Genomic DNA, 20,823 nt, shown 5'->3' on the forward strand with positions numbered 1-20,823 from the left:
CCCTCCATCCCCCGTTATCCGAGTGCCCGAGACCTGATGGATGCCCTGCGCTTCCTGCCGGAGGAGGGGCAGATCTGGCTGGGGGAGCAGCGCATGCTGCTGATGCCGCTCGCCGCCTCGGCCTTCTTTCGCAACGAGCTGATCCATACGCTGGGCATGAAGCGTGCACGGGGTATCTTCATGCGGTTGGGCTACTACTCGGGCCTGACGGACGCCGAACTGGGGCACAAGCTTCGCGGCGGTGAGGAAGAGTTGGAGGAGAGCTACCTGGCCGGCCCGCAACTGCATGCCCTGCAAGGTCACGTGCAGGCGATACCGATCAAGCTCGAGATGGACCTGGAGAAAGACCGTTTCTACAGCGAGTTCGTGTGGAAGGGCTCCTTCGAGGTGGATGCCTGGCAGGCTCACGGCCCCCAGAGCGAACCGGTGTGCTGGACGCTGCTCGGCTACGCCTGCGCCTATGCCAGCCAGTTGCTGGGGCGTGAGGTACAGTTTCGCGAGGTAAGCTGCCGCGGCTGCGGCGATGCGGAGTGTCGCATCATCGGTCGGCTGGCCGAGGAGTGGCCCGACCATGCCGCCTTCGCCGAGCAATTCAGGGAGGCGCCGCTGATCGATGAGCTGTACGAGCTGCAGGCACGTCTCGCCACCCTGGAGGAAGACCGGGTGCGCACGCCGGACCAGGACGACTGGGCCCCCATCGGCTCGGCCCCGGCCTTCCTGGATATGCTGGCGCTGCTCGACAGCGCCGCGCCGTCGGACGTCCCGGTGTTGCTGCTGGGAGAAACCGGTACCGGCAAGGAGATCCTCGCCCAGCGCCTGCACGAGCGAAGCCAGCGCGCCCGGGGCCCCTTCGTTGCGGTCAACTGCGCGGCGATCCCGCCGGACCTGGTCGAGTCGGAGCTGTTCGGAGTCGAGAAAGGCGCCTATACGGGGGCGGTGCAATCGCGCATGGGGCGCTTCGAAAGAGCCGACGGCGGCACGCTGTTCCTCGATGAGGTCGCCGAGCTCTCGCCGCGTGCCCAGGCCGCCCTGCTGCGAGCGCTGCAGGAGCACCAGATCGAGCGCGTCGGCGGGCAATCGGTTAAGCGCGTGGATGTTCGAATCATTGCGGCCACCCATACCGACCTCATGCAACGGGTCGAGCAGGGCACTTTCCGCAAAGATCTCTTCTATCGGCTCAACGCCTTTACCCTGGCCGTGCCGTCGCTTCGTGAGCGACGCGAGGACATTGGCCCCCTGGCGGAGCACTTCCTGGCACACTTCGAGCGCCAGTATCAGCGCCGCACCCTGGGTTTCACCGATCAGGCCCGTGCGGCGATGGCGGAGTACCCCTGGCCCGGAAATATTCGCGAACTCAAGAATACCGTGGAGCGGGGTTTGATTCTGACCAGTCACCAGAAGCACGTCAGTGAAAAGGCGCTCTTCGGCGACTCCCGCATGCCCGGCATGGAGCGTGACAAGGGGCAAGGACTCGATGCGCGTGGCATGTTGACCGCGCCCACCCCGGTAACGGGCGAAGCGGATAGCGTTCACCGGCACATAGCTGCACTGATCGATGCCGGCTTGAGCCTAGAAGATATCGAGAAGGAAATGCTGCTGGCAGCGCAGACCGGCAGCGACGGTAACATTACTGCCGCCGCCCGCCGGCTGGGCATGACACGCCCCGCCTATGCCTATCGACTGAAAAAATACGGCCTGCGCTGAGACGCTTTTTCGCGCATACGTGAGCCGCGGCTCGACCGGTCGGGGCTGGACCGAGCCAAACCATATGGGCGAGAGCGGCTAGATGGGATAGTACCGCGGCCCCAACTGCACCGTGATCCAGCGCAGCTCGGTGAACGCCTCGATGCCCGCCTTGCCGCCGAAGCGCCCGTAGCCGCTCGACTTGGTGCCGCCGAAGGGCATCTGCGGCTCGTCGTGCACCGTGGGGGCATTGATGTGGCAGATGCCCGAGCGGATCTTCCCGGCCACTTTCCATGCACGCGCCGTATCGCGACTGAACACCGCCGCCGAGAGGCCGTACTCGCTGTCGTTGGCGACTCGAAGGGCTTCCTCCTCGCCCTCGACGCGCATCACCGCCACCACCGGCCCGAAGGACTCCTCGGCGTAGAGGCGCATTTGCGGCGTCACGCCATCCACCACCGTGGCCGGCATGACTACGCCTTCCGCCTTGCCGCCACTGGCGAGCCGTGCCCCGTGGCTCTCGGCATCGTCGAGCAGGTCGTTGAGCTTCTTGCCCGCCTCGGCGCCGATCAGGGTGCCAAGTGCATTGCCCTCCCCCCGCGGGTCGCCGGCCTTGAGCGCCGCGGCACGCGTGGCCAGCTTGTCGACAAATTCGTCGGCCACCGAGGCATCGACGATCAGCCGCTCGGTGGACATGCAGATCTGCCCCTGGTTGAAGAACGCACCGAATATCGCCGCGTCCACGGCGGCGTCCAGGTCGGCATCGTCCAGCACCAGGAACGGCGCCTTGCCGCCCAGCTCCAGCAGCACCGGCTTGAGGTGGCGCGCCGCCTTCTCGGCAATGATGCGCCCCACCGCGGTGGAACCGGTGAAGTTGATCCGAGCGACCTGGGGATGCGCGATCAGCGCCTCCACCACCTCGGGCGCGTCGGCCGGGGCGTTGGTGATCACGTTGACCACGCCCTCGCCGAGCCCCGCCTCGACCAGCACCTCGCCGATCAGGTGATGGGTCGCCGGGCACTGCTCCGAGGCCTTGAGGATCACCGTATTGCCGCAGGCCAGCGGCGTGGCCACGGCCCGGGTGCCGAGGATGATCGGCGCGTTCCACGGCGCGATGCCGACCACCACGCCGCAGGGCACGCGTACGCCCATGGCCAGGTTGTCGGGCACGTTGGAGGGAATCACGTCGCCCTGGATCTGGGTGGTCAACGACGCCGCCTCGCGCAGCATGCCGGCGGCCACCATCACGTTGAAGCCAGCCCAGGCCGGCGTGGCACCGGTCTCGTCCACCATGCGCTCGATGAACTCCGCCTGGCGGGCCTCCATCAGCTCGGCCGCCTTGAGCAGCTTCATGCGCCGCTCGCCGGGGCCGCTCTGCGACCAGGCCTCGAAGGCCTTCCCTGCGGCATCCGCTGCGGCATTGGCGTCCGCAACCGAAGCGGCCGCCGCCGTGGTCGTGGCCTGGCCAGTAAAAGGGTTGGCGCGCTCGAAGGTGGCAGATTCGTGGGCGGGTCGGGATCGGCCGCCGATCAGCAAGTCCAGGGTATTCATGGCGTGCTCCGTGTTGTTTTAGTGAAGTGTTTTGGTGGAAACCGGTAGACCTGATATTAGGCTCTGTCTGAAAAGTCGGCGAGCGATGGCCAGACAAGGCAAAAATCGGTGAAATAACGGAGTTTACGAGCTGTAAATGAGTATTTTGAACCGATTTTTAACGCCGTATGGCCGAGCGCAGGCACTTTACGGACAGAGCCTAGTACTTACGCCTCGCACTGCTCGCGCAGGCCCATGGCTTTCTCGTAGATGGCGCGGGCCTCATCCAGTCCACGCTCCTCGAGCCGCTCGAGATAGTTCTCGGTGCCCTGGTTGAGCGGCTCGGCCCAGTCGGGATCGTTGAGCGGGTCCGCTACGACGTGAATGGTGTCGCCCTGGGCCACGGCCTCCTCGCGACCGGCCTTGTCCAGCTCGTCGAAGACCCGCCCCGCCTGCTGGGCCCATTCCATACCGCTGTTCTCGTCGATCACTGCCTGCATCTCGGGAGAGAGGCGTTCGTAACTCGCCTGACTCATCGTCGCCACGATGGCACCGGCGTAGTACGGCACCTGCAGGTGATACTTCGTCAGCTCGTTGATGCGAAACACCTTCATCGCCTCCCAAGGGAAGCTCAGGCCATCCATCACCCCGCGCTGCAGCGAGGTGAAGATGTCCGGCGCCGGCATGCCCAAGGGCTGGGCGCCCATGCTGGCGAGCATCTCACCGGCCACCTCGCTGGGTCGGCGGATGCGCAGCCCCTCGAGGTCGGCCGGCGTGCGGATCTCGGTGTCACGGGTATGCAGGTAGGCCGGCCCGGTGGTGAACAGGAACAGCACGCGGGTATCGTCGTACTCCCCCGTGATATCGCCTTCTTCATTGAGCGTCTGCAGGATGCACGCGCCCTGGGAGGCGCTGTTGACGATACCGGGCAACTGCACGATCTCGGTGAGCGGGAACCGACCGGCGGTATAGCCCTGCAGCGTGACGGCGATATCGGCGATGCCGTTGACCGTCGCGTCATAGGCCTGGTCGGCCTTGCTCAAGGTCTGCGAGGGGTAGATCTCGACCTTGAGTTCGCCGCCGGAATCTTGCTCCACCTGCTCCGCCCAGGCCCGGTAGATCTCCTGGTTGACCGCCGAGCCCTCCGGCCACAGATGCGCCATGCGCAGGGTGGTTTCCGCGCCGGCCGAGGCACACAGCCCCAGTGCGGAAGTGGCGAGCAGCAGGCGTGAAATGGCGTGTTTCATGTCGGTGACCTCTTTGTCGTTGTATTGGTTATGTGATGGGGCTCAGGTCGGCAGGGTCGGTACCTCGATCAGCAGCGGCCGGTCAATGGCGAAGCCTTCCTGCAAGGCGACCTCCAGGGCCTCGCGGGAGTCGGCCAGGCGCGCCTCGACCCCGTAGCCGCGAGCCAGCGCACAGAAGTCGATTCCCGGCACGTCGAGCCCGGGGGCATCGTCGACCGCCATGTGGCGGGCGAAGCCGCGCAGGGCGCCGTAGGTATCGTTCCTGAGGATGATCAGCACCGCCGGAATGCGGTACTGCGCGGCGCTCCACAGTGCGGTGATGGCGTAGCTGGCCGAACCGTCGCCGATCACGCCGATCACCTGCCGCTGCGGCTGGGCGAGCTGCACGCCCAGCGCCGCCGGCAGGCCGAAACCGAGCCCGCCCGCGGCGGGAAAGAAGTAGCTGCCGGGTTGGCGCATCTCGACGCGCTCCCAGAAGATCTCCACTGTGGAGGTCGACTCCTTGACGTAGATGGCGTCCTCCGGCGCAAGCGCATCGAGGGTATCGAACACGTTCGCCGGGGCCAGGCGCCCCTCTCCATCCTCTGCTGCTGCCGGCTTGGGCAACGGCTCAGGCATGGCCCGCTCGCTCGGCGCGATGTGCGGCAGCAGCGCCTCGAGGGTGGCGTGTATATCGCCCACCAGGGCATCGCCCATGGGTGCACGGGCCGCCTCGTTGGCATCGCCAGTGATGTGCACCAGCCGCGCCCCCTCGGGCAGGTAACGCCCCAGCGCGTACTTGTGGTAGCGGAACACCGGCGCCCCGACGACAACGACCAGGTCGTGCCCCTCCAGCTGCGCGGCAATGCCGGCAATGGCCGCCGGCAGCACGCCGCGAAAGCAGGGGTGGCGATTGGGGAAGGGGCAGCGCGAGGCGGAAGGCGCCACCCACACCGGCATACTCAAGCGTTCGGCCAGCTCCACGGCCAGCCCGTTGGCCTGGCGAGCGTCGACCTCGGGCCCCAGCACCAGCATCGGGTTCTCGGCGGCATTGAGCCGCTGAGCCAGCCGCTCGAGCTGCGCGGGCGACGGCAACCCGGCGTGGTCGATCTCGCGCTCGACCACCAGCGCGGCATCCTCTCCGGCTTCGCGGTCCCAGTCGTCGTGGGGAATCGAGACATAAACCGGCCCCCGCGGCGGCAGCGAGGCGCTGTGGATCGCCTGGCTCAGCGCCCGCGGTACGTCCTCGGGGCAGGCCGGCTCGTAGCTCCACTTGACCAGCGGCTTGGGCAGCTGCGGCGCCTCCACGTTGGCCAGCATCGACTCCACGCCGATCATCGAGCGCGCCTGCTGCCCGGCGGTGATCACCAGCGGCGAATGCGAATACCAGGCGTTGGTCAGCGCGCCCATAGCGTTACCGGTGCCCGCCGCGGCGTGCAGGTTGACGAACGCGGGCCGGCCGCTTGCCAGCGCGTAGCCGTCGGCCATGCCGGCCACCACGCCTTCGTGCAGGCCGAGCACGTAGCGGAAGTCCTCGGGAAAGCCCTTGAGAAAGGGCAGCTCGTTGGAGCCGGGGTTGCCGAAAACGGTAGTGATGCCTTGGCGGCGCAGGAGTGAATAGGTGACGGCGTGAACGCTCGGCATGCTCGAATCCTTGTTCTTGTGCGGTACGTGCCTTCACGCTAGTCGCCGCTGCTACAATCAAGCAAATCGATATTCTTTCTATGAAAAATAAAGCGTGTCTATGCGATGAATCACATCGACCTCAACCTCATGCGTACCTTTGTATTGCTGTACGAAACCGGCAGCGTCACCCAGACGGCCGAGCGGCTTTACGTCACCCAGCCTTCGGTCAGCTACGCGCTGGCCCGGCTGCGCGACCTCTTCGAGGACCGCCTGTTCGTGCGCACCCGCCAGGGCATGGAGCCCACCATTGCCGCCCGCCAGCTCTACCCCTCGCTGCGCGACGCTCTGCAGCAGCTGCAGGACACCATCGAGAGCAGCCGCGACTTCGACCCGGCGACCTGCACCCGCCGCTTCCGGCTGGCGCTGACCGACCTGGGCGAAATGGCGCTGCTGCCGAAGCTCATGCGCCGCCTGCACGATCAGGCGCCGCAGGCCGAGCTGGAAGTGGTGCCGCTGGAGATCGAGCACGCCGAGGAGTGGCTGGCCGCCGGCCGGGTCAACGCGCTGATCTGCAGCCGCCCGCTGATGGGTGCGGCGATTGCGCGGCATGTGCTGTTGAGGGACCGCTACGTGTGCCTGCTCAACCAGGAACGCTTCGGCGATGGCCCCCTGACCCGCGAACGCTTCATCCCCGCTCGCCACGTCGCCGTGACCTCCTCTTCCGGGCACGGCATGGTCGATGAAGTGATGCGCCAGGAGGGTATCCAGCGCAAGGTGAGCCTCGAGATTCCGCACTTCTCGGTTCTGCCTCGGGTGCTCCACGACAGCGACCTGATCGCCATCATGCCGCTACAGGTCGCCGCCAGCTTCACCGAAGGCTCGCCGCTGACCATCCATGAACTGCCCTTTCACGTACCCGAGTTCGAAGTCGCGCTTCACTGGCAGGCCCAGGCCAGCCGCTCTCCGTCGCAGCGCTGGTTCTGCGAGAGCATCATCGAGGCGATTGGGGAGCGGGAGGGAGCCGCGTTCACCGATTAGCGCCCCCGATTAGCAACCAACACGGCCGCGGCTAGTCCTACGTGGACGAGCCAGCTACTTCAGCCTGGTCGATGTGAGCTGCCTGCTGGAAGTGTTGGATCAATGGCTGCCGACTGCATTGCGTGATAAGGCGACAGTAGAAACGTCCCGGAACCCGGCGTCGGAAATAACAGGCGCTGATTTCAAATTCATCTTGCCCGGTGGTGTGAGAGAACGGGGGAGGCAACTCCCCCTCCTACTCTGTACGTGACCGAGCAGTTTAGAACTTGAACAATGCACCGATGGAAAACAGATCAATGTCATCGTCAATATCATACCACTCCCACTCACCGACAATGCCGAGCTGATCAGTGAACATATATTGACCGCCGAGGCCATACATGGGGTCAGTGCCATCGTCGTTAATGCCGGAAGCAGCACCGCCCCCTTTAACATCCCACATAATCATGCCGAACTTGCCGAACACGCCGAACTGCTCGTTGAGGGGCAGAATGCCTTTCGCAGCGAGCGTCCAGCCGTCCGCTTCGGCGCTGATTGCCGAACCGTCTTCGGATCCACTGACCTCACCAAAATCTACCCAGGCGGCCTCGAAGGCGATATTCGAATTCATCTCCCAACCGCCGAAGATCTTCCAGCTGGTGTCCTTATCGTCGCAATTGGTGACACCATCGCACGCATCGATGGTCGCCTGCCCGATGCTCGCTCCACCATAGAAGCCATTCTCTGCGAGGGCATTGCTCGTCAGACCCAGCGTCAACAAAATGGCACCGATGATTTTCGTTTTGTTCATGACCTGCTCCTAGTCACAACCCCGCAAGAATCATCCGGACTAACCTTTTATACCTTCTAACAATATAGTGTAACTCGACTGTCCTTTCCTTCTACCTGAATCCGTGAGGCAGCCCCCTGGAATACCTATAACTCACTGACCTACATGAAAATATAGCGGATATCGCCATTCACCCAGACAGTACTATGCCCAACGTCAAATCCCGCGCCAGTCGCCGCACCCTCAGCAGCCATGCCGGCCTGTCGATCATTGGGCAGTGCTTTGAGATCACCGGCGTTGACAGCATCGATAGCCACTTCCCCACCACGCTGGGCTTGCAACAGCGACCCAGGTCAACGTAAACCAAGAAGACAAAAGCCAGCGCAGTGCGCTGGCTCTCTTGCTGTGGCCCCTAACGTGCCCGGGTTCGCTACGGTGACGCTGGTCAGAAATCGAAGAATACGGTCTCGCCTTCGCCCTGCAGCTTGATGTCGAAGCGATAGCGCACCTTGCCGTCGACTTCCTCGCGCTTGGCGATGAGCGTCTGGCGCCGGGTCGGCGATTCGATGCGGGAGAGCACCGGGCAGGCGGCGTTGGCTTCACGCTCATCCTCGAAGTAGAGGCGGGTCTGCAGCTGGATGTTGATGCCGCGGGCGAAGATCGCCAGGTTGATGTGCGGCGCCATGGGCCGCCCGTTGGGGTGCGTCACCTGGCCGGGCTTGATGGTCTTCAGCGACCATTCGCTGCCGTGGTCGAAAGTGGTGGCGGTGCGCCCGAAGCTGTTGAACGGCTTCTCGAGGTCGAACTCGGGCTGGTAGACGCCGTTGGCGTCGGCCTGCCAGGCCTCGAGGAAGGCGTCGCGCACCAGGTCGCCGTTGCCGTCGATCACGGTGCCCACGACTTCGATGTGCTCGCCCTCGGCTTCGGGCTTGGCCATCTCGTTCCAGATCTCTTCGTCGCGAGTCGGGTTGCCGGCGGAGGCCAGCGCCAGGCCGATGTGCACGTAGGGCCCGGCGGTCTGGGAGGCGGTTTCGCGCAGCATCAGTTCGCTGGCGGGAACGGTATTCGGTTGCTTCATCTCTTTTCCCCTCACTGATTCTCGAACCCGCTTACTGGTTTTCGAAATAGGTCTGCAGCTCGCCGCGTACCACCAGGTCGAAGCGGTAGGCCAGGCAGTCCATGGGCTTGCTGCGCGCCATGTCGAGGTGGCCGATCATGGTCTCGACCGCATCCGGGTCCTTGAGGGTGTGGACGATGGGGCACAGCGGAATCAGCGGGTCGCCCTCGAAGTACATCTGGGTGATCAGGCGAGTGGAAATTGAGGGACCCATCACCGAGACGTGGATGTGCGAAGGGCGCCAGCTGTTGGGGTCGTTGGGCCAGGGGTAGGGGCCGGGCTTGATGGTGCGGAAGCGGTACCAGCCCTGCTCGTCGGTCAGGGTGCGGCCAACGCCGCCGAAGCCGGGGTCCAGCGGAGCGAGGTAGCGGTCGTTCTTGTGGCGGTATCGGCCGCCGGCGTTGGCCTGCCACATCTCCACCAGGGTATGCGGTACCGGCTTGCCGAACTGGTCGACAACGCGGCCGAACATGATGATGCGCTCGCCGACCGGCAGGCCGGCCGCGCCAGAAAGCGACGGGTCTTCACGGAAGTTGAGCAGCAGGTCGTTGTCGTGCGGGCCCATGCGCAGGTGGCGAAAGTCGGGGCCGGAAAGCTCGGAAACGCTGGGCTGCTGCATGCTGACCAGGGCCTGCTGCGGCGAGCGGGGTACCGAGGTCTTGTAGCCAGGGGCGTAGGCCGGGGGGTGCCAGTTACGGTCGCGCTCCACGAAGCGCTTGTTGAGATCTTGCATGGTGTCGTCTCTTGGGAGAGTAATCTTATCCCGCCCAGTGTGGCGCCTTGCCGCGGGTGCGCCAATTGACGACTCGGGCAGCCCCCATAACCAGTGGGTTATGCTGCGCTGCCGACATGACGGCTACCTTGCCCCGCTACCCGAGCCGCGCTTGGCGCTGACTTCGCGCAGTACCTCGCAGAAGGCCTCCCGCGCCAGCGAGGCTTCCATGCTGGCATTGAAGCAGAGCCCCACGGAGCCGCCCTGGGCTTCCAGGTCGACGGCTAGCCGACACAGCCTCCCCGCCGCCACGTCCTCGGCGATGGCCTCCTCGGGCGCGACCCAGATGGCGTCACTCTCCAAGGTGTAGTGCCGGCTGATGGGCAGCGAGAGGGTCTCGAGCCGCTGGCTCATCAAGGTCAGCGAGTGGCGTACGCAGAAGCTGTCGACCTGCTGGCGTAGGGTGGTCTGGGGCGGTGGCAATACCCAGGGGAAGTCGCCCAGCCGGGCGGGTTCGAGAGGCGAAACGCCGGCCAGCGGGTGGCCGCTGCGCACGCTGAGCAGCAGCGGTTCGTAGTAGAGGTGTTCGAAGGCCAGGTCGCGGATCTCGCGGGCCTCGGTCATGCGCCCCACCACCAGGTCGAGCTCGCCGCGGCGCAGGCGCGAAAGCAGGAAGGCGCTGGAGCCGGTTACCACGTTCACGCCGACGTCGTTCTGCCCGCCAGGCTCGGCGTGCCAGCGCCGGATGGCCTCGGGCAGTAGCTGGCTTTCCACCGTAGAGAGCGCGCCCACGCGCAACCAGCGGTCGCCGCGGTGAGTATCGCCGACGGCGGCCACGCCCTCCTCCAGCGCACGCATGGCCGGCCCGGCGTGTCGCAGCAGGGTCAGGCCCGCCTGGGTCAGCGCCACGCCCTGGGGCGTACGTTCGAACAGCGCGGCGCCAAGGTTCTCCTCGAGTTCTCGAATGGCCTTGGACATGCCCGGCTGGGTGATCGCCAAGCGCTCGGCGGCCCGGGCGAAGCTGCGCTGGCGGGCCACCTCGAGGAAGGCCTGCAGATGGCGCAGCTTGATGCGGGCGTTGAGCATGCGGGTTTCCTACTGACGGGAAGCGAGCAACCGCCGGGTGACGGCCATGGCCACCAGGCTGATCAGCAGCGTGGGCAGGAAGGCCAGCGCCACGGTGCCTGAAAGGTCGTTGAGCCAGCCGCCCACCACGGTGATGGCGAATACAAGAAGGTACCCGAAGCACAGCATGCCGGCCATCAATCGGGGCAGCGCATCGAGGCGCACCAGCCACGCCGGCAGCGCCAGCACGAAGATGAACAGCGCGCTGGTGAAGAAGCCGAAGACGCCGGAAGCCCACACCACGTGGCCACCCGGCAGCCACAGCATCAGCGGCAGGGCCAGCAGTGCCAGCGCCGTGATGCCGATCAGTGGCCGGGGCCGGCCCATCAGCCGGTCAGCATAGTAGATCAGCAGCGCCGAGGAGAGTATTTGGGCACCGTTGAGCGCCGTCAGGCTGGGCGCCAACAGCGACAGGCGTTCGCTGGCCTCGAGCAGCGGCGGCAGGAAGACGTTACCGGTGAAGTAGAGTGCCGCCGCCGCCCCGAGCAGGGCTACCAGGCGCCACATGCGACTATCGCTGGGATCCGGCAGGGTCAGGCTCGCGGTGCGGGAGCCGTTCGCCATGGCCGGAAGGTGCCGACAGCCGACGATCAGCGCAAGCATCAGCAGCGGCACCGGGGCGACCCACAGGGCGAAGGCCCACTGCCACTGGGCACCGAGCCAGGCCGCGGCCATCGGCCCGGTGGTGCCCGCCGCCAGCAGCTCGCCCACCAGCAGGCCATTGGTGTACACCGCCGAGGCGCGCCCGATGCGGCCGGGCGCCCACAGCTTGGCAAGTACCGGCATTGCGGTCTGCATGAAGGCAATGCCGGTGCCCATCAATACGGTCGCCAGCAGGAAAGGCAGGATGCCCTCTGGCAGGCTGCGCAGTGCGCTGCCCAACGCCATGATGGCGAGCCCCAGCAGCATGCTGGAGCGCGTACCGACCCGCGCCAGCAGCCAACCGGCCAGCAGTGCACCGAAGGCCAGCGTGACCAGCGGCAGACTGGTGGCGATCGCCACGTCGCTGCTGGAGAAGCCCAGCACCGCCTTGAGCTGGGGGATCAGCGGCGGGACCACCAGCACCGTGAGGCGCAGATAGAGCCCCAGGCACCACAGCAGGCCATAGGCCAGCAGGGCCTGACGCAGCTCGTTCGGCGGCGATGTGGTGGTGTCCTGGGTCATGCCCTACTCTCCTGGTCGCGGATGCCCTGCTTATAAAACCGAAACCGGCCATAAGGCCGGTTGGGGATGATGCCATGCGGCACAGTTTATTAGCACCCTAACAAAAAGCTCCAGGCAAACTGGACGAATGGCTGCCGATACACAATCGAATATCAAGCGTGGTGAGGGGGCTTGATCAAGCTCTCGGCAGGAATCCCGAACATGTCGTGAAGTTTCCAGACCATGGCGAGGGTCAGGTTCCGCTTGCCGTTCAGGATTTCATAGACGCGGTTGCGTCGGCCAATAGCGGGCTCTAGATCCTTGGGCGTGAGCCCTTGCTGCTCCATGCGAAACTTGATGGCCTCGATAGGGTCCGGCAGGTCCACGGGAAAATGCTTGGCTTCGAAGGTCTCGATCAGCGTCAGGAGGATCTCGAAGCGGTCGCCTTCCTCGGAGCCGGGTTCCGGCTCATTGTCGAAATAGGCAGAAGCTTCCCGCAGGGCGGCCTGGTAGTCGTCCTCGGTACGAATGGGGCGAATATCCATGGGTTACTCCATCTCTACGATTTCGGCATTCACTTTGTCATAGTCCGCGTGCGTGCCGATGAACTTGATGTAGACCGCACCGAATCGGTAGGCAACGGCAACGATCAACTTGTAGTCGTTACCCTTGATGTTGAACACGACGCGCTTGTTGCCCACAGGACTAGCGCTGCGGTACTTAGCCTTGATGTCGTGCGCATCTTTCCAGTCGGCATGCTTCACCTCATCGATCCAGGCTTCCAGTGACGCCTTGGCATCGGGGTGTTGCCGCCAAAAGTCACGCAAATACTTGATGGCGATGATCCTCATGGAACCAATGATGTCCCAGTATGGGACCAAGCGCAAGGCGAGAGGTTCCCCATGCTGACCCACCGTTCCACCAGACCATGGTGATGCCACTCACCTCGCCCCGCATGGCGCCACAAGGTCGAGAACCGAACAGGAAGCCGTAGATGACTTCCTGCCTTGCCTCGAGTCAGCCCTTCTCCTCGCCCCAGCCCAGCTCTTTCGCCAATGCAAACGCGTGGTTCGCCGCGGGCACCCCGGCGTAAATGGCCACGTGCATCAGCACCTGTCGCAGCTCGGCTTCGCTGAGGCCGATGCGCTTGGCGGTCTTGAGGTGCAGCGTAAGCTCCTCGCGCCCCAGCGCGGCGAGGATGCCGGTAGTGATCAGGCTGCGTTCGCGCCGGGTCAGGTCGTCGTTGCTCCACAGCTCGCCCCAGGCCAGCCGTGTGATCATCTGCTGGAACGGCGCGTCGAGGCTGTTGGCGTTTTCGGTGGAGCGCGCGACGTGCGACTCGCCGAGTACCTGCTTGCGGGTCTCGAGCCCCTCGGCGTAGCTCACGCCATGCTCGCCGACGTCTTCGCGATCGGCAGCCATCCATAGCAGCAGTCGCTTGGCCGTGGCAGCGGGGTCTTCGACCGAGGGCACGTGGGCGAAGCCTTCGAGAATCTCCAGCGGCGCGCCGCCGCACTCGCCGGCCAGTGCTTGTAGGGTCTCGGGCGGCGTGGCCACGTCTTCGCTGCCGCCGAGCAGGTGCACGCTGACGTTCGGATGCTGCGCCAGCGGCCCCTTGAGCTTACCGCGGAAGTCGGTGCGGCCGAGCATCTCGCACAGCCGGGCGTAGGACTCTCCGTCGGTGCGTGCCATCTGGGTACACCAGCCGGCTTCCAGGGCGGGTTCTGCTTTGAGCCGCTGGGCCGAGAACCAGCGCGGCACGATATCGCCGGACATGGCCGCCAAGCCTTCGTCGCGCACACGCCCGGCACGAGTGGTCCACAACTCGCTATTGCCGATTACCGCGCCGGTGTTGGTCAGGGTGGCGGAGTAGAGCCGCTCGGCATGCTCGGCGATCAACTGCTGGCCGACCACGCCGCCAATGGAAGTACCGACGAAGTGGAAGCGCGAGGCGCCGGCATGCTCAGCCAATGCCAGCGCCTCGCTGGCCAACGCTGCCGGGGTGATCTCGCCGTCCGCCTCCGGCCAGGCCTGGCTGGCACCGTGGCCGGGCAGGTCCCAGGTCAGCACGCGGTAGCGCGGCAGCAGTGCCGGCAGCAGGTCGTCCCACACCGCCTGGGTCATGCCCAGCGGATGCGCCAGCACCACCAGCGGTAGCGCCTCGGGGCCGAGCAGGCGATAGGCGACGCTGCGGCCGTCGACGTTCAGAAATGCCATGTTCCTTCTCCCAGCAGTGCAACGGGAAAAGCCGGCAGCTCGTCACCGCCGGCCTGGTTCCACTCTTTTCTCTTAGGCCTTCTCGATCAGGGTCGCAATCCCTTGCCCCACGCCCACGCACATGGTGCACAGCGCATAGCGCTTGCCGCTGCGCTGCAGCTCGTGGGCCGCGGTGAGCAGCAGGCGCGCGCCGGACATGCCCAGCGGGTGGCCCAGGGCGATGGCACCGCCGTTGGGGTTGACCCGCGGGTCGTCGTCGGCGAGCCCGAGGTCCCGCGTGCAGGCGAGTGCCTGGGCGGCGAAGGCCTCGTTGAACTCGAATATGTCGATCTCGTCCATGGTCACGCCGGTGCGCTCGAGCAGCTTGCGTACCGCGGGCACCGGGCCGTAGCCCATGATGCGCGGCTCGACGCCGGCGGTGGCCATGCCGATGATTCGGGCCATCGGCTTGAGTCCATGCTGCTCCACCGCGGCCTGGCTTGCCACCAGCATGGCGGCGGCGCCGTCGTTGACCCCGGAGGCATTACCCGCGGTGACGCTGCCGCCCTCGCGGAATGGCGTCGGCAGGCCGGCCAGCTTCTCCAGGGTGGTCTCGCGCGGGTGCTCGTCGGTGTCGAACACCAGCGGCTCCTGCTTGCGCCGGGGAATCTCGATCGGCGTGATCTCGATGGCGAAGCGGCCCGACTTCTGGGCGGCGGCGGCCTTCTGCTGGGAGCGCAGGGCGAAGGCGTCCTGGTCCTCGCGGGAGATCTTGAACTGCTCGGCGACGTTCTCGGCGGTCTCAGGCATGGAGTCGATGCCGTGGGCCTTCTTCATCAGCGGATTGACGAAGCGCCAGCCGATGGTAGTGTCCTCGATCTTCTGGCCGCGGGAGAAGGCGCTGTCGGCCTTACCCAGCACGTAGGGCGCGCGGGACATGGATTCCACGCCGCCGGCCAAGGCCAGTTCCATCTCGCCGGCCTTGATGGCGCGGAAGGCGGTACCCACTGCGTCCATGCCGGAGCCACACAGGCGGTTCATGGTGGTGCCGGGCACCGAAGTGGGCAGGCCCGCCAGCAGCGCCGACATGCGCGCCACGTTGCGGTTGTCCTCGCCGGCCTGATTGGCACAGCCCATGAAGACTTCATCGATGGCGGCCGGATCGAGATCCGGCGCATCATTAAGTACCGCCTTGAAGATGGTGGCGGCGAAATCGTCGGGGCGCACGCTGGCCAGGGTACCGCCGAAGCGTCCGATGGCGGTGCGCCGCGGATGACAAAGAAAGACATCGGTCATAAAAAATCTCCTGAAATCCGCTGTAGAACGTGACGAATGCAGACCGTTTTAGAGCGAATTTACTCACCCGCGTGCTTGCGCTCGGTCCTGGCCTTCAGCTCGCGCAGGATCTCGAGTTCGTGGGCGCTGGGCTCGGGCGTGGTCTCGAGCGACTCGGCGAAGCGGATCTCCCAGCCGGTGGCCTCGATCACCTCCTCGCGGGTCACGTTCGGGTGCAGCGAGACGACCACCAGCTCCTTGGTCTCGGGGTCGGGCTTCATCACGCACAGGTCGGTGATCACCCGGGTCGGCCCCTTGCCGATGTTGGGCACGCCGTCGCGGCCCTTGCCGTCGCGGCCGAAGCCCAGGGTGGTGATGAAGTCCACATCCTTGACGAAGGCGCGCTTGGAGTGCTTCAGGGTGATGAAGACTTCGCCGGCATTGGTGGCGATCTCCGGCGCCCCGCCGCCGCCTGGCAGGCGCACCTTGGGATCATGGTAGTCGCCGATCAGCGTGGTGTTGAGGTTGGCGAAGCGGTCGATCTGTGCGGTACCCAGGAAGCCCACGCTGACCTTGCCGCCCTGCAGCCAGTAGCGGAACATCTCGGGCACCGAGACGGTGGTCAGCGCCGATTCGCAAAGCTCTCCGTCGCCGATGGAGAGCGGCAGCACCTCGGGCTTGGTCTGCAAGGTGCCGGATTCGTAGATCAGCACCACCTCGGGGGCGTGGGTCAGGCGTGCCAGGTTGGCGGCCTCGCTGGGCAGGCCTATACCGACGAAGCAGGTCATGCCGTTTTCCAGGGCGCGCGCGGCGGTGACGCTCATCATTTCCGCCGAGGTGTAGTCCAGGCACTTATCGACGGTACTCATCAGGCGTTTCCCCCTGCATTCATGACGTTCTCTTCGATCCACTGGGTAAAGGTGTCGCGGTCCCGGGCGATGGCGTCCCACTCCTTGTAGAAGGCGTTGTTGCGCGGGTAGTAGCCGTGGGCATAGGAGGGCAGCGAGCCCTTCTCAGCCACGGCAACGGCACTGACCGCCCAGCCGGGAATGATGCAGGCGTTGGGGTGGTAGTCCGGCTCGGTGCGCAGGTCGTCGACGATCTCCTCGACGGTGACGATGCTCTTCTTCGCCGCCAGCACGGCTTCCTTCTGCACGCCGATAATGCCTTCGACCAGCACGTTGCCGGCGCGATCGGCCTTCTGCGCGTGAACGATGGAGACGTCCGGGCGCACCGAGGGCACCGCGGCCAGGCGCTCGCCGGTGAAGGGGCACTCGATGAACTTGATCTGGTCGTTGACGCTGGGCAGCTCGCTGCCGACGTAACCGCGCAGCACGGCCAGCGGCAGCCCGGCGGCGCCGGCCTCGAAGGCGCAGGCCATGGCGGCGTGGCTGTGCTCGAGGATCTCGACCTTGTGCGGCCAGCCCTTCTCCACCGCGTCGCGCAGGCGGTGCAGCGAACCCACACCGGGGTTGCCGCCCCAGGAGAAGATCACCTTCTTGGCGCAGCCGGCACCGATCATCTGGTCGTAGACCAGGTCCGGCGTCATGCGGATCAGGATGAGGTCGCGCTTGCGCTGGCGGATCACTTCGTGACCGGCGGCGAAGGGAATCAGGTGGGTGAAGCCCTCCATGGCCACGGTGGCGCCGTCTTCGACGAAGCGTGCCACCGCGTCATGCAGGCTCAGGAACTCGGCCATGGTCGTCCTCCTGGCGGGTATTTTCAAATGCGTTCGAATAGCGAACTTTGTTTTGTGATACGAACAAATTACCCCTATGCCATCAGATCGTCAAATCACACCAGAGACGCAAACGCATAAGGGGAGGCCTGGCCTCCCCTTGCTCGGGACATGCAATATAGTGATTTTTCAGCGAATCATTCCCGCTGAAGCCAGGCGATGGCGCGTTGCACCTGTGCTTGGCTGCTACCAAGGTATAAGGCTTGATCCGCTGCTCCCGGCATCAAGGGCCAACGCCGCTGTTGTCGTGGAAGTCTAGGTGGATGCCAGGCCGAGAATCTCGCGTGCCTGCTGCCAAGTGGCCACCGGTCGCTCGTACTTCTCGCACAGTGCCACGGCACGCTCGACCAGGGCGGCATTGGAAGCTGCCAGGGTGTCGCGGTCGAGTCGCACATTGTCTTCGAGGCCGGTGCGGGTGTGGCCACCCGCGGCGATGGACCATTCATTCAGCAAGAGCTGGTTGTGGCCGATGCCGGCACCGCACCACTGGGCATCCGGGGCCAGGCGCTTCAGAGTCTCGATGTAGAAATCGAAGGTCGGCTTGTCCGCCGGCATGGCGTTCTTGACCCCCATCACGAACTGAACGTAGAGCGGCGCCTTGAGCTTGCCCTGTTTCGAAAGATTCACCGCCTGGTGGAGGTGAGAAAGGTCGAAGGCTTCGATTTCCGGCTTGACGGCGTACTTCAACATTTCGTCGGCAAGCCACTCCACCAACTGCGGCGGGTTCTCGTAGACGCGGTTGGGAAAGTTGTTGGAGCCCACCGAAAGACTGGCCATATCAGGCTTGAGCGGCAGCATGCCGCCCCGCTCCTGGCCGGCACCGGAGCGCCCGCCGGTAGAAAGCTGAATGATCATTCCCGGGCAGTGCTTTCTGAGCCCTTCCATCAACCGGGCGAACTTTTCGGGGTCCGATGTCGGGCTCTGGTCGTCGTTGCGCACATGACAGTGAGCGATGGTGGCGCCGGCTTCAAATGCCGCCTGGGTGCTCTCGATCTGCTCGTCGAGGGTAATCGGAACGGCAGGGTTGTTCTCCTTGCGCGGCAAGCTGCCGGTGATGGCAACACAGATAATGCAGGGATTGGACATGACGGCCTCTTGGGGTACCGGAGCGCAGCCAGGCAGTGGTTCAAGAGACCTGGAAGGCATCCATTAAGTTCGTATAACGAACATAGATTTGCATTACGAACAACTTAGCCCCATGAGCCTCCACCGTCAAATCAGCAAGCGCGCATAAAAGCAAAGGGGAGGCCAGGCCTCCCCCTTTGCAGGAATACGAAAAGATGTGCTACCTCAAAGCGTTATTCACCCAGCCAGGCAATGGCGCGCCGCACCTGCGCCTGGCTGCTACCAAGGTATAAGGCGGGGTCCGTCGCCTGGCGCAGTGCCTCGGCTTGAAGCTTGCCTCCTGCTTCGGCTTTCACCACGTCATGCGCCTCGAGTGCCTCGTTATAAGACATGCCCTTCAGGCGCGCCGTCTCGGCAGCCTCGGCGCTGATGCGCTTGGCGGCGTCCTGGCCCAGCACCGGCGCCAGCAGGCGCGACACCGGCTCCGCCATGATGCCGCCGCCGGTGGCCGCCAGGTTGCGGCGCATCGTCTCGGGATTCACTTCGAGCCCCTCGAGCAGCGTGGCGGCCTGCTCCAGTGCTCCCTCCAGCAGCAGGGCGCTGTCGACCAGCGGCGACCACTCGGCGTGCCACTCGCCCAACCCGCGCTCCAACGGCTGGGCGGCGGCGTTGAGAAGCACCGTGGTGTAGCCATGTACCTGCCGCGCCGCGCCGCGAATCATGGCGCAGCGTACCGGGTTGCGCTTGTGCGGCATGGAGGAGGATTCGCCCATGCCCGGGGCGGAGGGTTCGGCCAGCTCGCCCACTTCGGTCTGGGTCAGCAGGGAAATATCAAGCGCCATTTTTTCGGCTGCCCCCGCCGCTGCGTCCAGCGCCGTGCCCAGGGCATGGATCGGCTGGCGGTCGGTGTGCCAGGGCAGCACCGGGGCAGCGAGACCGAGACGCTCGGCCAAGGCATCCATGAAGTCGAGGCCCAGCGTGTCCCAACCAGAGTGCACGCCCACGGCACCGCCGAACTGCACCGGCAGCTCGACCTGCGCCAGGCGTCGGCGCGCCTGCTCCAGGCCGATGGCCCAGTGCGCCACCTTGACGCCGAACGTCATCGGCAGGGCCTGCTGCATCAGCGTGCGCCCCACCATGACCGTTCCTTCATGGCGCTTCATCAGCTCGACCGCGGCGGCGCGACAGCGCACCAGCAGCGCATCCAGCGCGGCCAGGCGCGGCTTGAGCAGCAGCATCAGCGCCGAGTCGATGACGTCCTGGCTGGTCGCGCCCATGTGGAAGTAGCGCTTGAGTTCGTCCGGAAGCGCCGCGCGCGCCTGCTTGACGAAGGGGATAGCCGCATTGCCGCCGCTGGCGATTCCCGCTGCGATGGCGGCCTCATCGAAGACGTGCTGCGCAAGCGCCTGGCGCATCTTCTCGCTCACCCCGTCGGGCACGGCGTCATGCGCCTCCTGCACCTCCGTCAGCGCCAGCTCGAACGCGAGCATGGCCTGGACCATGGCCTCGTCATGACACTCCGCCAATGCCGTTTGGCTCAAGAAGGGATGCCGAAGCAGGGCGTCAGGCATATCATGCTCTCCTCAGAAGGGCTGGCTTGCTATCGGCTTAGCGCTAGCTTAGCCGATAGTCGTACATGTGTTCGCAAAACGAACACTATGCTAGATTGAAGGGCTCCGATGGAGCAACTCACCAAGACGACAACGGAACAATAATGGCATCAGAGGAAGAGGTTCTCAGCCCCGACGACCGGGACTTCGTCACTGCACTGGCCAGCGGCCTGGAGGTCATCCTGGCCTTCGACGAGACGCACTCGCGCATGACGCTTAGCGAGGTCGCCAGCCGTACCGGCATGAACCGTGCCCGCGCCCGGCGCTTCCTGCTGACGCTGCATGCGCTCGGCTACGTGCGCAAGCAGGGCCGAAACTTCGAGCTGGCCCCGCGGGTGCTGCAGCTCGGCTACTCGTTTCTCTCCGCCAACAACTATCGTAGCGTGATCCAGCAGGTGCTGGAGGACATCACCGCCGAGAGCGGGGAATCCTCCTCCCTGGGCGTGCTCGACGGCGACGAGGTCACCTACGTGGCGCGCTCCTCGGCCCGCCACCGGCTGATGGCGATCACCCTCTCCGTCGGCACCCGGCTGCCTGCCGCCCACACCTCGATGGGGCGTGCGCTGCTGGCGCAGCTTCCCGATGCCGAGCTGGATGCCTTCCTGGAGCGGGTCACGCTTACGCGCTACACCGACAAGACCGTGACCGACAAGGCCGCACTCAAGAAGTGCATCCTCAAGGTACGCCAGCAGGGCTACGCCATCGCCGATCAGGAGCTGGACTCGGGGCTACGCTCGCTCGCCGTGCCTGCCTTCGACGCCAACGGCAAGCTGCTCGGCGCCATCAACATCAGCACCAATGCCGCCCGGGTGGATCTGGATACCCTGATGAAGGAGTACCTGCCGCTACTCCAGCAGAAGGCTCGCGATATACGCGCCACTGTCAGTTGAAGGGCAAATCAACTCCGCACGCTCTTGACGCTTTTCCTTTCAGAGAACACCGGCCGGGGCCGCCCTTGGCTCGGTCGTGG

The 20,823-nt window shown here is 65.2% G+C and carries 19 protein-coding genes; 3 read left to right on the forward strand and 16 right to left on the reverse strand.

Features of this window, described 5'->3' with window-relative positions:
• The first annotated feature begins 36 nt into the window (after nucleotides 1-36).
• Nucleotides 37-1,704, forward strand: coding sequence for a sigma-54-dependent Fis family transcriptional regulator (locus HNO52_RS18930; RefSeq protein ID WP_197566727.1), 1,668 nt, complete (start codon nucleotides 37-39; stop codon nucleotides 1,702-1,704).
• 78 nt (nucleotides 1,705-1,782) lie between these two features.
• Here the strand turns inward: HNO52_RS18930 and HNO52_RS18935 are convergent, their stop codons facing one another.
• The 3 genes from HNO52_RS18935 to mdlC all read right to left on the reverse strand — a co-directional run bounded on the left by HNO52_RS18935 (nucleotide 1,783) and on the right by mdlC (nucleotide 6,083).
• Nucleotides 1,783-3,234 (reverse strand): aldehyde dehydrogenase, encoded by a 1,452-nt coding sequence (locus HNO52_RS18935; RefSeq protein ID WP_197566728.1) that lies wholly within the window; start codon nucleotides 3,232-3,234, stop codon nucleotides 1,783-1,785.
• A gap of 206 nt (nucleotides 3,235-3,440) precedes the next feature.
• Nucleotides 3,441-4,460 carry a TRAP transporter substrate-binding protein gene (locus HNO52_RS18940; protein ID WP_197566729.1) on the reverse strand — a complete coding sequence of 340 codons (1,020 nt, stop codon included), beginning with the start codon at nucleotides 4,458-4,460 and terminating at the stop codon, nucleotides 3,441-3,443.
• 42 nt (nucleotides 4,461-4,502) lie between these two features.
• Nucleotides 4,503-6,083 carry a benzoylformate decarboxylase gene (gene mdlC, locus HNO52_RS18945; protein WP_197566730.1) on the reverse strand — a complete coding sequence of 527 codons (1,581 nt, stop codon included), beginning with the start codon at nucleotides 6,081-6,083 and terminating at the stop codon, nucleotides 4,503-4,505.
• Between the two features lie 105 nt (nucleotides 6,084-6,188).
• Here mdlC and HNO52_RS18950 point away from each other — a divergent pair, with 105 nt between their 5' ends.
• Nucleotides 6,189-7,103, forward strand: coding sequence for a LysR family transcriptional regulator (locus HNO52_RS18950; RefSeq protein WP_197566731.1), 915 nt, complete (start codon nucleotides 6,189-6,191; stop codon nucleotides 7,101-7,103).
• A gap of 259 nt (nucleotides 7,104-7,362) precedes the next feature.
• Here HNO52_RS18950 and HNO52_RS18955 read toward each other — a convergent pair whose 3' ends face one another.
• From HNO52_RS18955 to HNO52_RS19015, 13 genes are all read right to left on the reverse strand, one after another.
• Nucleotides 7,363-7,893, reverse strand: a complete 531-nt coding sequence (locus tag HNO52_RS18955; RefSeq protein WP_197566732.1) for an outer membrane beta-barrel protein — start codon at nucleotides 7,891-7,893, stop codon at nucleotides 7,363-7,365.
• A gap of 424 nt (nucleotides 7,894-8,317) precedes the next feature.
• A complete protein-coding gene (gene pcaG / locus HNO52_RS18960; protein ID WP_197566733.1) occupies nucleotides 8,318-8,950 on the reverse strand; it encodes a protocatechuate 3,4-dioxygenase subunit alpha in 633 nt (210 codons plus the stop codon).
• A gap of 31 nt (nucleotides 8,951-8,981) precedes the next feature.
• Nucleotides 8,982-9,722 carry a protocatechuate 3,4-dioxygenase subunit beta gene (gene pcaH / locus HNO52_RS18965; RefSeq protein WP_197566734.1) on the reverse strand — a complete coding sequence of 247 codons (741 nt, stop codon included), beginning with the start codon at nucleotides 9,720-9,722 and terminating at the stop codon, nucleotides 8,982-8,984.
• Between the two features lie 123 nt (nucleotides 9,723-9,845).
• Nucleotides 9,846-10,787, reverse strand: a complete 942-nt coding sequence (gene pcaQ, locus HNO52_RS18970; RefSeq protein ID WP_197566735.1) for a pca operon transcription factor PcaQ — start codon at nucleotides 10,785-10,787, stop codon at nucleotides 9,846-9,848.
• 9 nt (nucleotides 10,788-10,796) lie between these two features.
• Nucleotides 10,797-11,990 carry an MFS transporter gene (locus tag HNO52_RS18975; protein WP_197566736.1) on the reverse strand — a complete coding sequence of 398 codons (1,194 nt, stop codon included), beginning with the start codon at nucleotides 11,988-11,990 and terminating at the stop codon, nucleotides 10,797-10,799.
• 152 nt (nucleotides 11,991-12,142) lie between these two features.
• Entirely contained in the window at nucleotides 12,143-12,514 is a 372-nt protein-coding gene (locus tag HNO52_RS18980; RefSeq protein WP_197566737.1) for a helix-turn-helix domain-containing protein, read from the reverse strand.
• 3 nt (nucleotides 12,515-12,517) lie between these two features.
• On the reverse strand, nucleotides 12,518-12,820 hold the full coding sequence (locus HNO52_RS18985) for a type II toxin-antitoxin system HigB family toxin (protein ID WP_197566738.1): 303 nt from the start codon (nucleotides 12,818-12,820) through the stop codon (nucleotides 12,518-12,520).
• Between the two features lie 166 nt (nucleotides 12,821-12,986).
• A complete protein-coding gene (locus tag HNO52_RS18990; protein ID WP_197566739.1) occupies nucleotides 12,987-14,186 on the reverse strand; it encodes an alpha/beta fold hydrolase in 1,200 nt (399 codons plus the stop codon).
• Between the two features lie 72 nt (nucleotides 14,187-14,258).
• Entirely contained in the window at nucleotides 14,259-15,461 is a 1,203-nt protein-coding gene (pcaF, locus tag HNO52_RS18995) for a 3-oxoadipyl-CoA thiolase (RefSeq protein WP_197566740.1), read from the reverse strand.
• A gap of 59 nt (nucleotides 15,462-15,520) precedes the next feature.
• Nucleotides 15,521-16,309, reverse strand: coding sequence for a CoA-transferase subunit beta (locus HNO52_RS19000; RefSeq protein ID WP_197566741.1), 789 nt, complete (start codon nucleotides 16,307-16,309; stop codon nucleotides 15,521-15,523).
• Nucleotides 16,309-17,139, reverse strand: coding sequence for a CoA transferase subunit A (locus HNO52_RS19005; protein WP_197566742.1), 831 nt, complete (start codon nucleotides 17,137-17,139; stop codon nucleotides 16,309-16,311). Before HNO52_RS19005 ends, HNO52_RS19000 begins: the two co-directional genes overlap by 1 nt.
• A gap of 294 nt (nucleotides 17,140-17,433) precedes the next feature.
• Nucleotides 17,434-18,264: a 3-oxoadipate:acetyl-CoA acetyltransferase gene (locus HNO52_RS19010; RefSeq protein WP_197566743.1), complete on the reverse strand. Its 831-nt coding sequence runs from the start codon at nucleotides 18,262-18,264 to the stop codon at nucleotides 17,434-17,436.
• A 212-nt stretch (nucleotides 18,265-18,476) separates the two neighbouring features.
• A complete protein-coding gene (locus HNO52_RS19015) occupies nucleotides 18,477-19,814 on the reverse strand; it encodes a class-II fumarase/aspartase family protein (protein ID WP_197566744.1) in 1,338 nt (445 codons plus the stop codon).
• A 143-nt stretch (nucleotides 19,815-19,957) separates the two neighbouring features.
• Between HNO52_RS19015 and HNO52_RS19020 the strand changes: the two genes are divergently transcribed.
• Nucleotides 19,958-20,743 carry an IclR family transcriptional regulator domain-containing protein gene (locus tag HNO52_RS19020; protein WP_197566745.1) on the forward strand — a complete coding sequence of 262 codons (786 nt, stop codon included), beginning with the start codon at nucleotides 19,958-19,960 and terminating at the stop codon, nucleotides 20,741-20,743.
• Nucleotides 20,744-20,823 lie beyond the last annotated feature (80 nt).

Origin of the sequence: Halomonas sp. MCCC 1A13316 (genome assembly GCF_014931605.1) — a bacterium.
In the GTDB taxonomy this organism is placed as follows: Bacteria; Pseudomonadota; Gammaproteobacteria; order Pseudomonadales; family Halomonadaceae; genus Halomonas.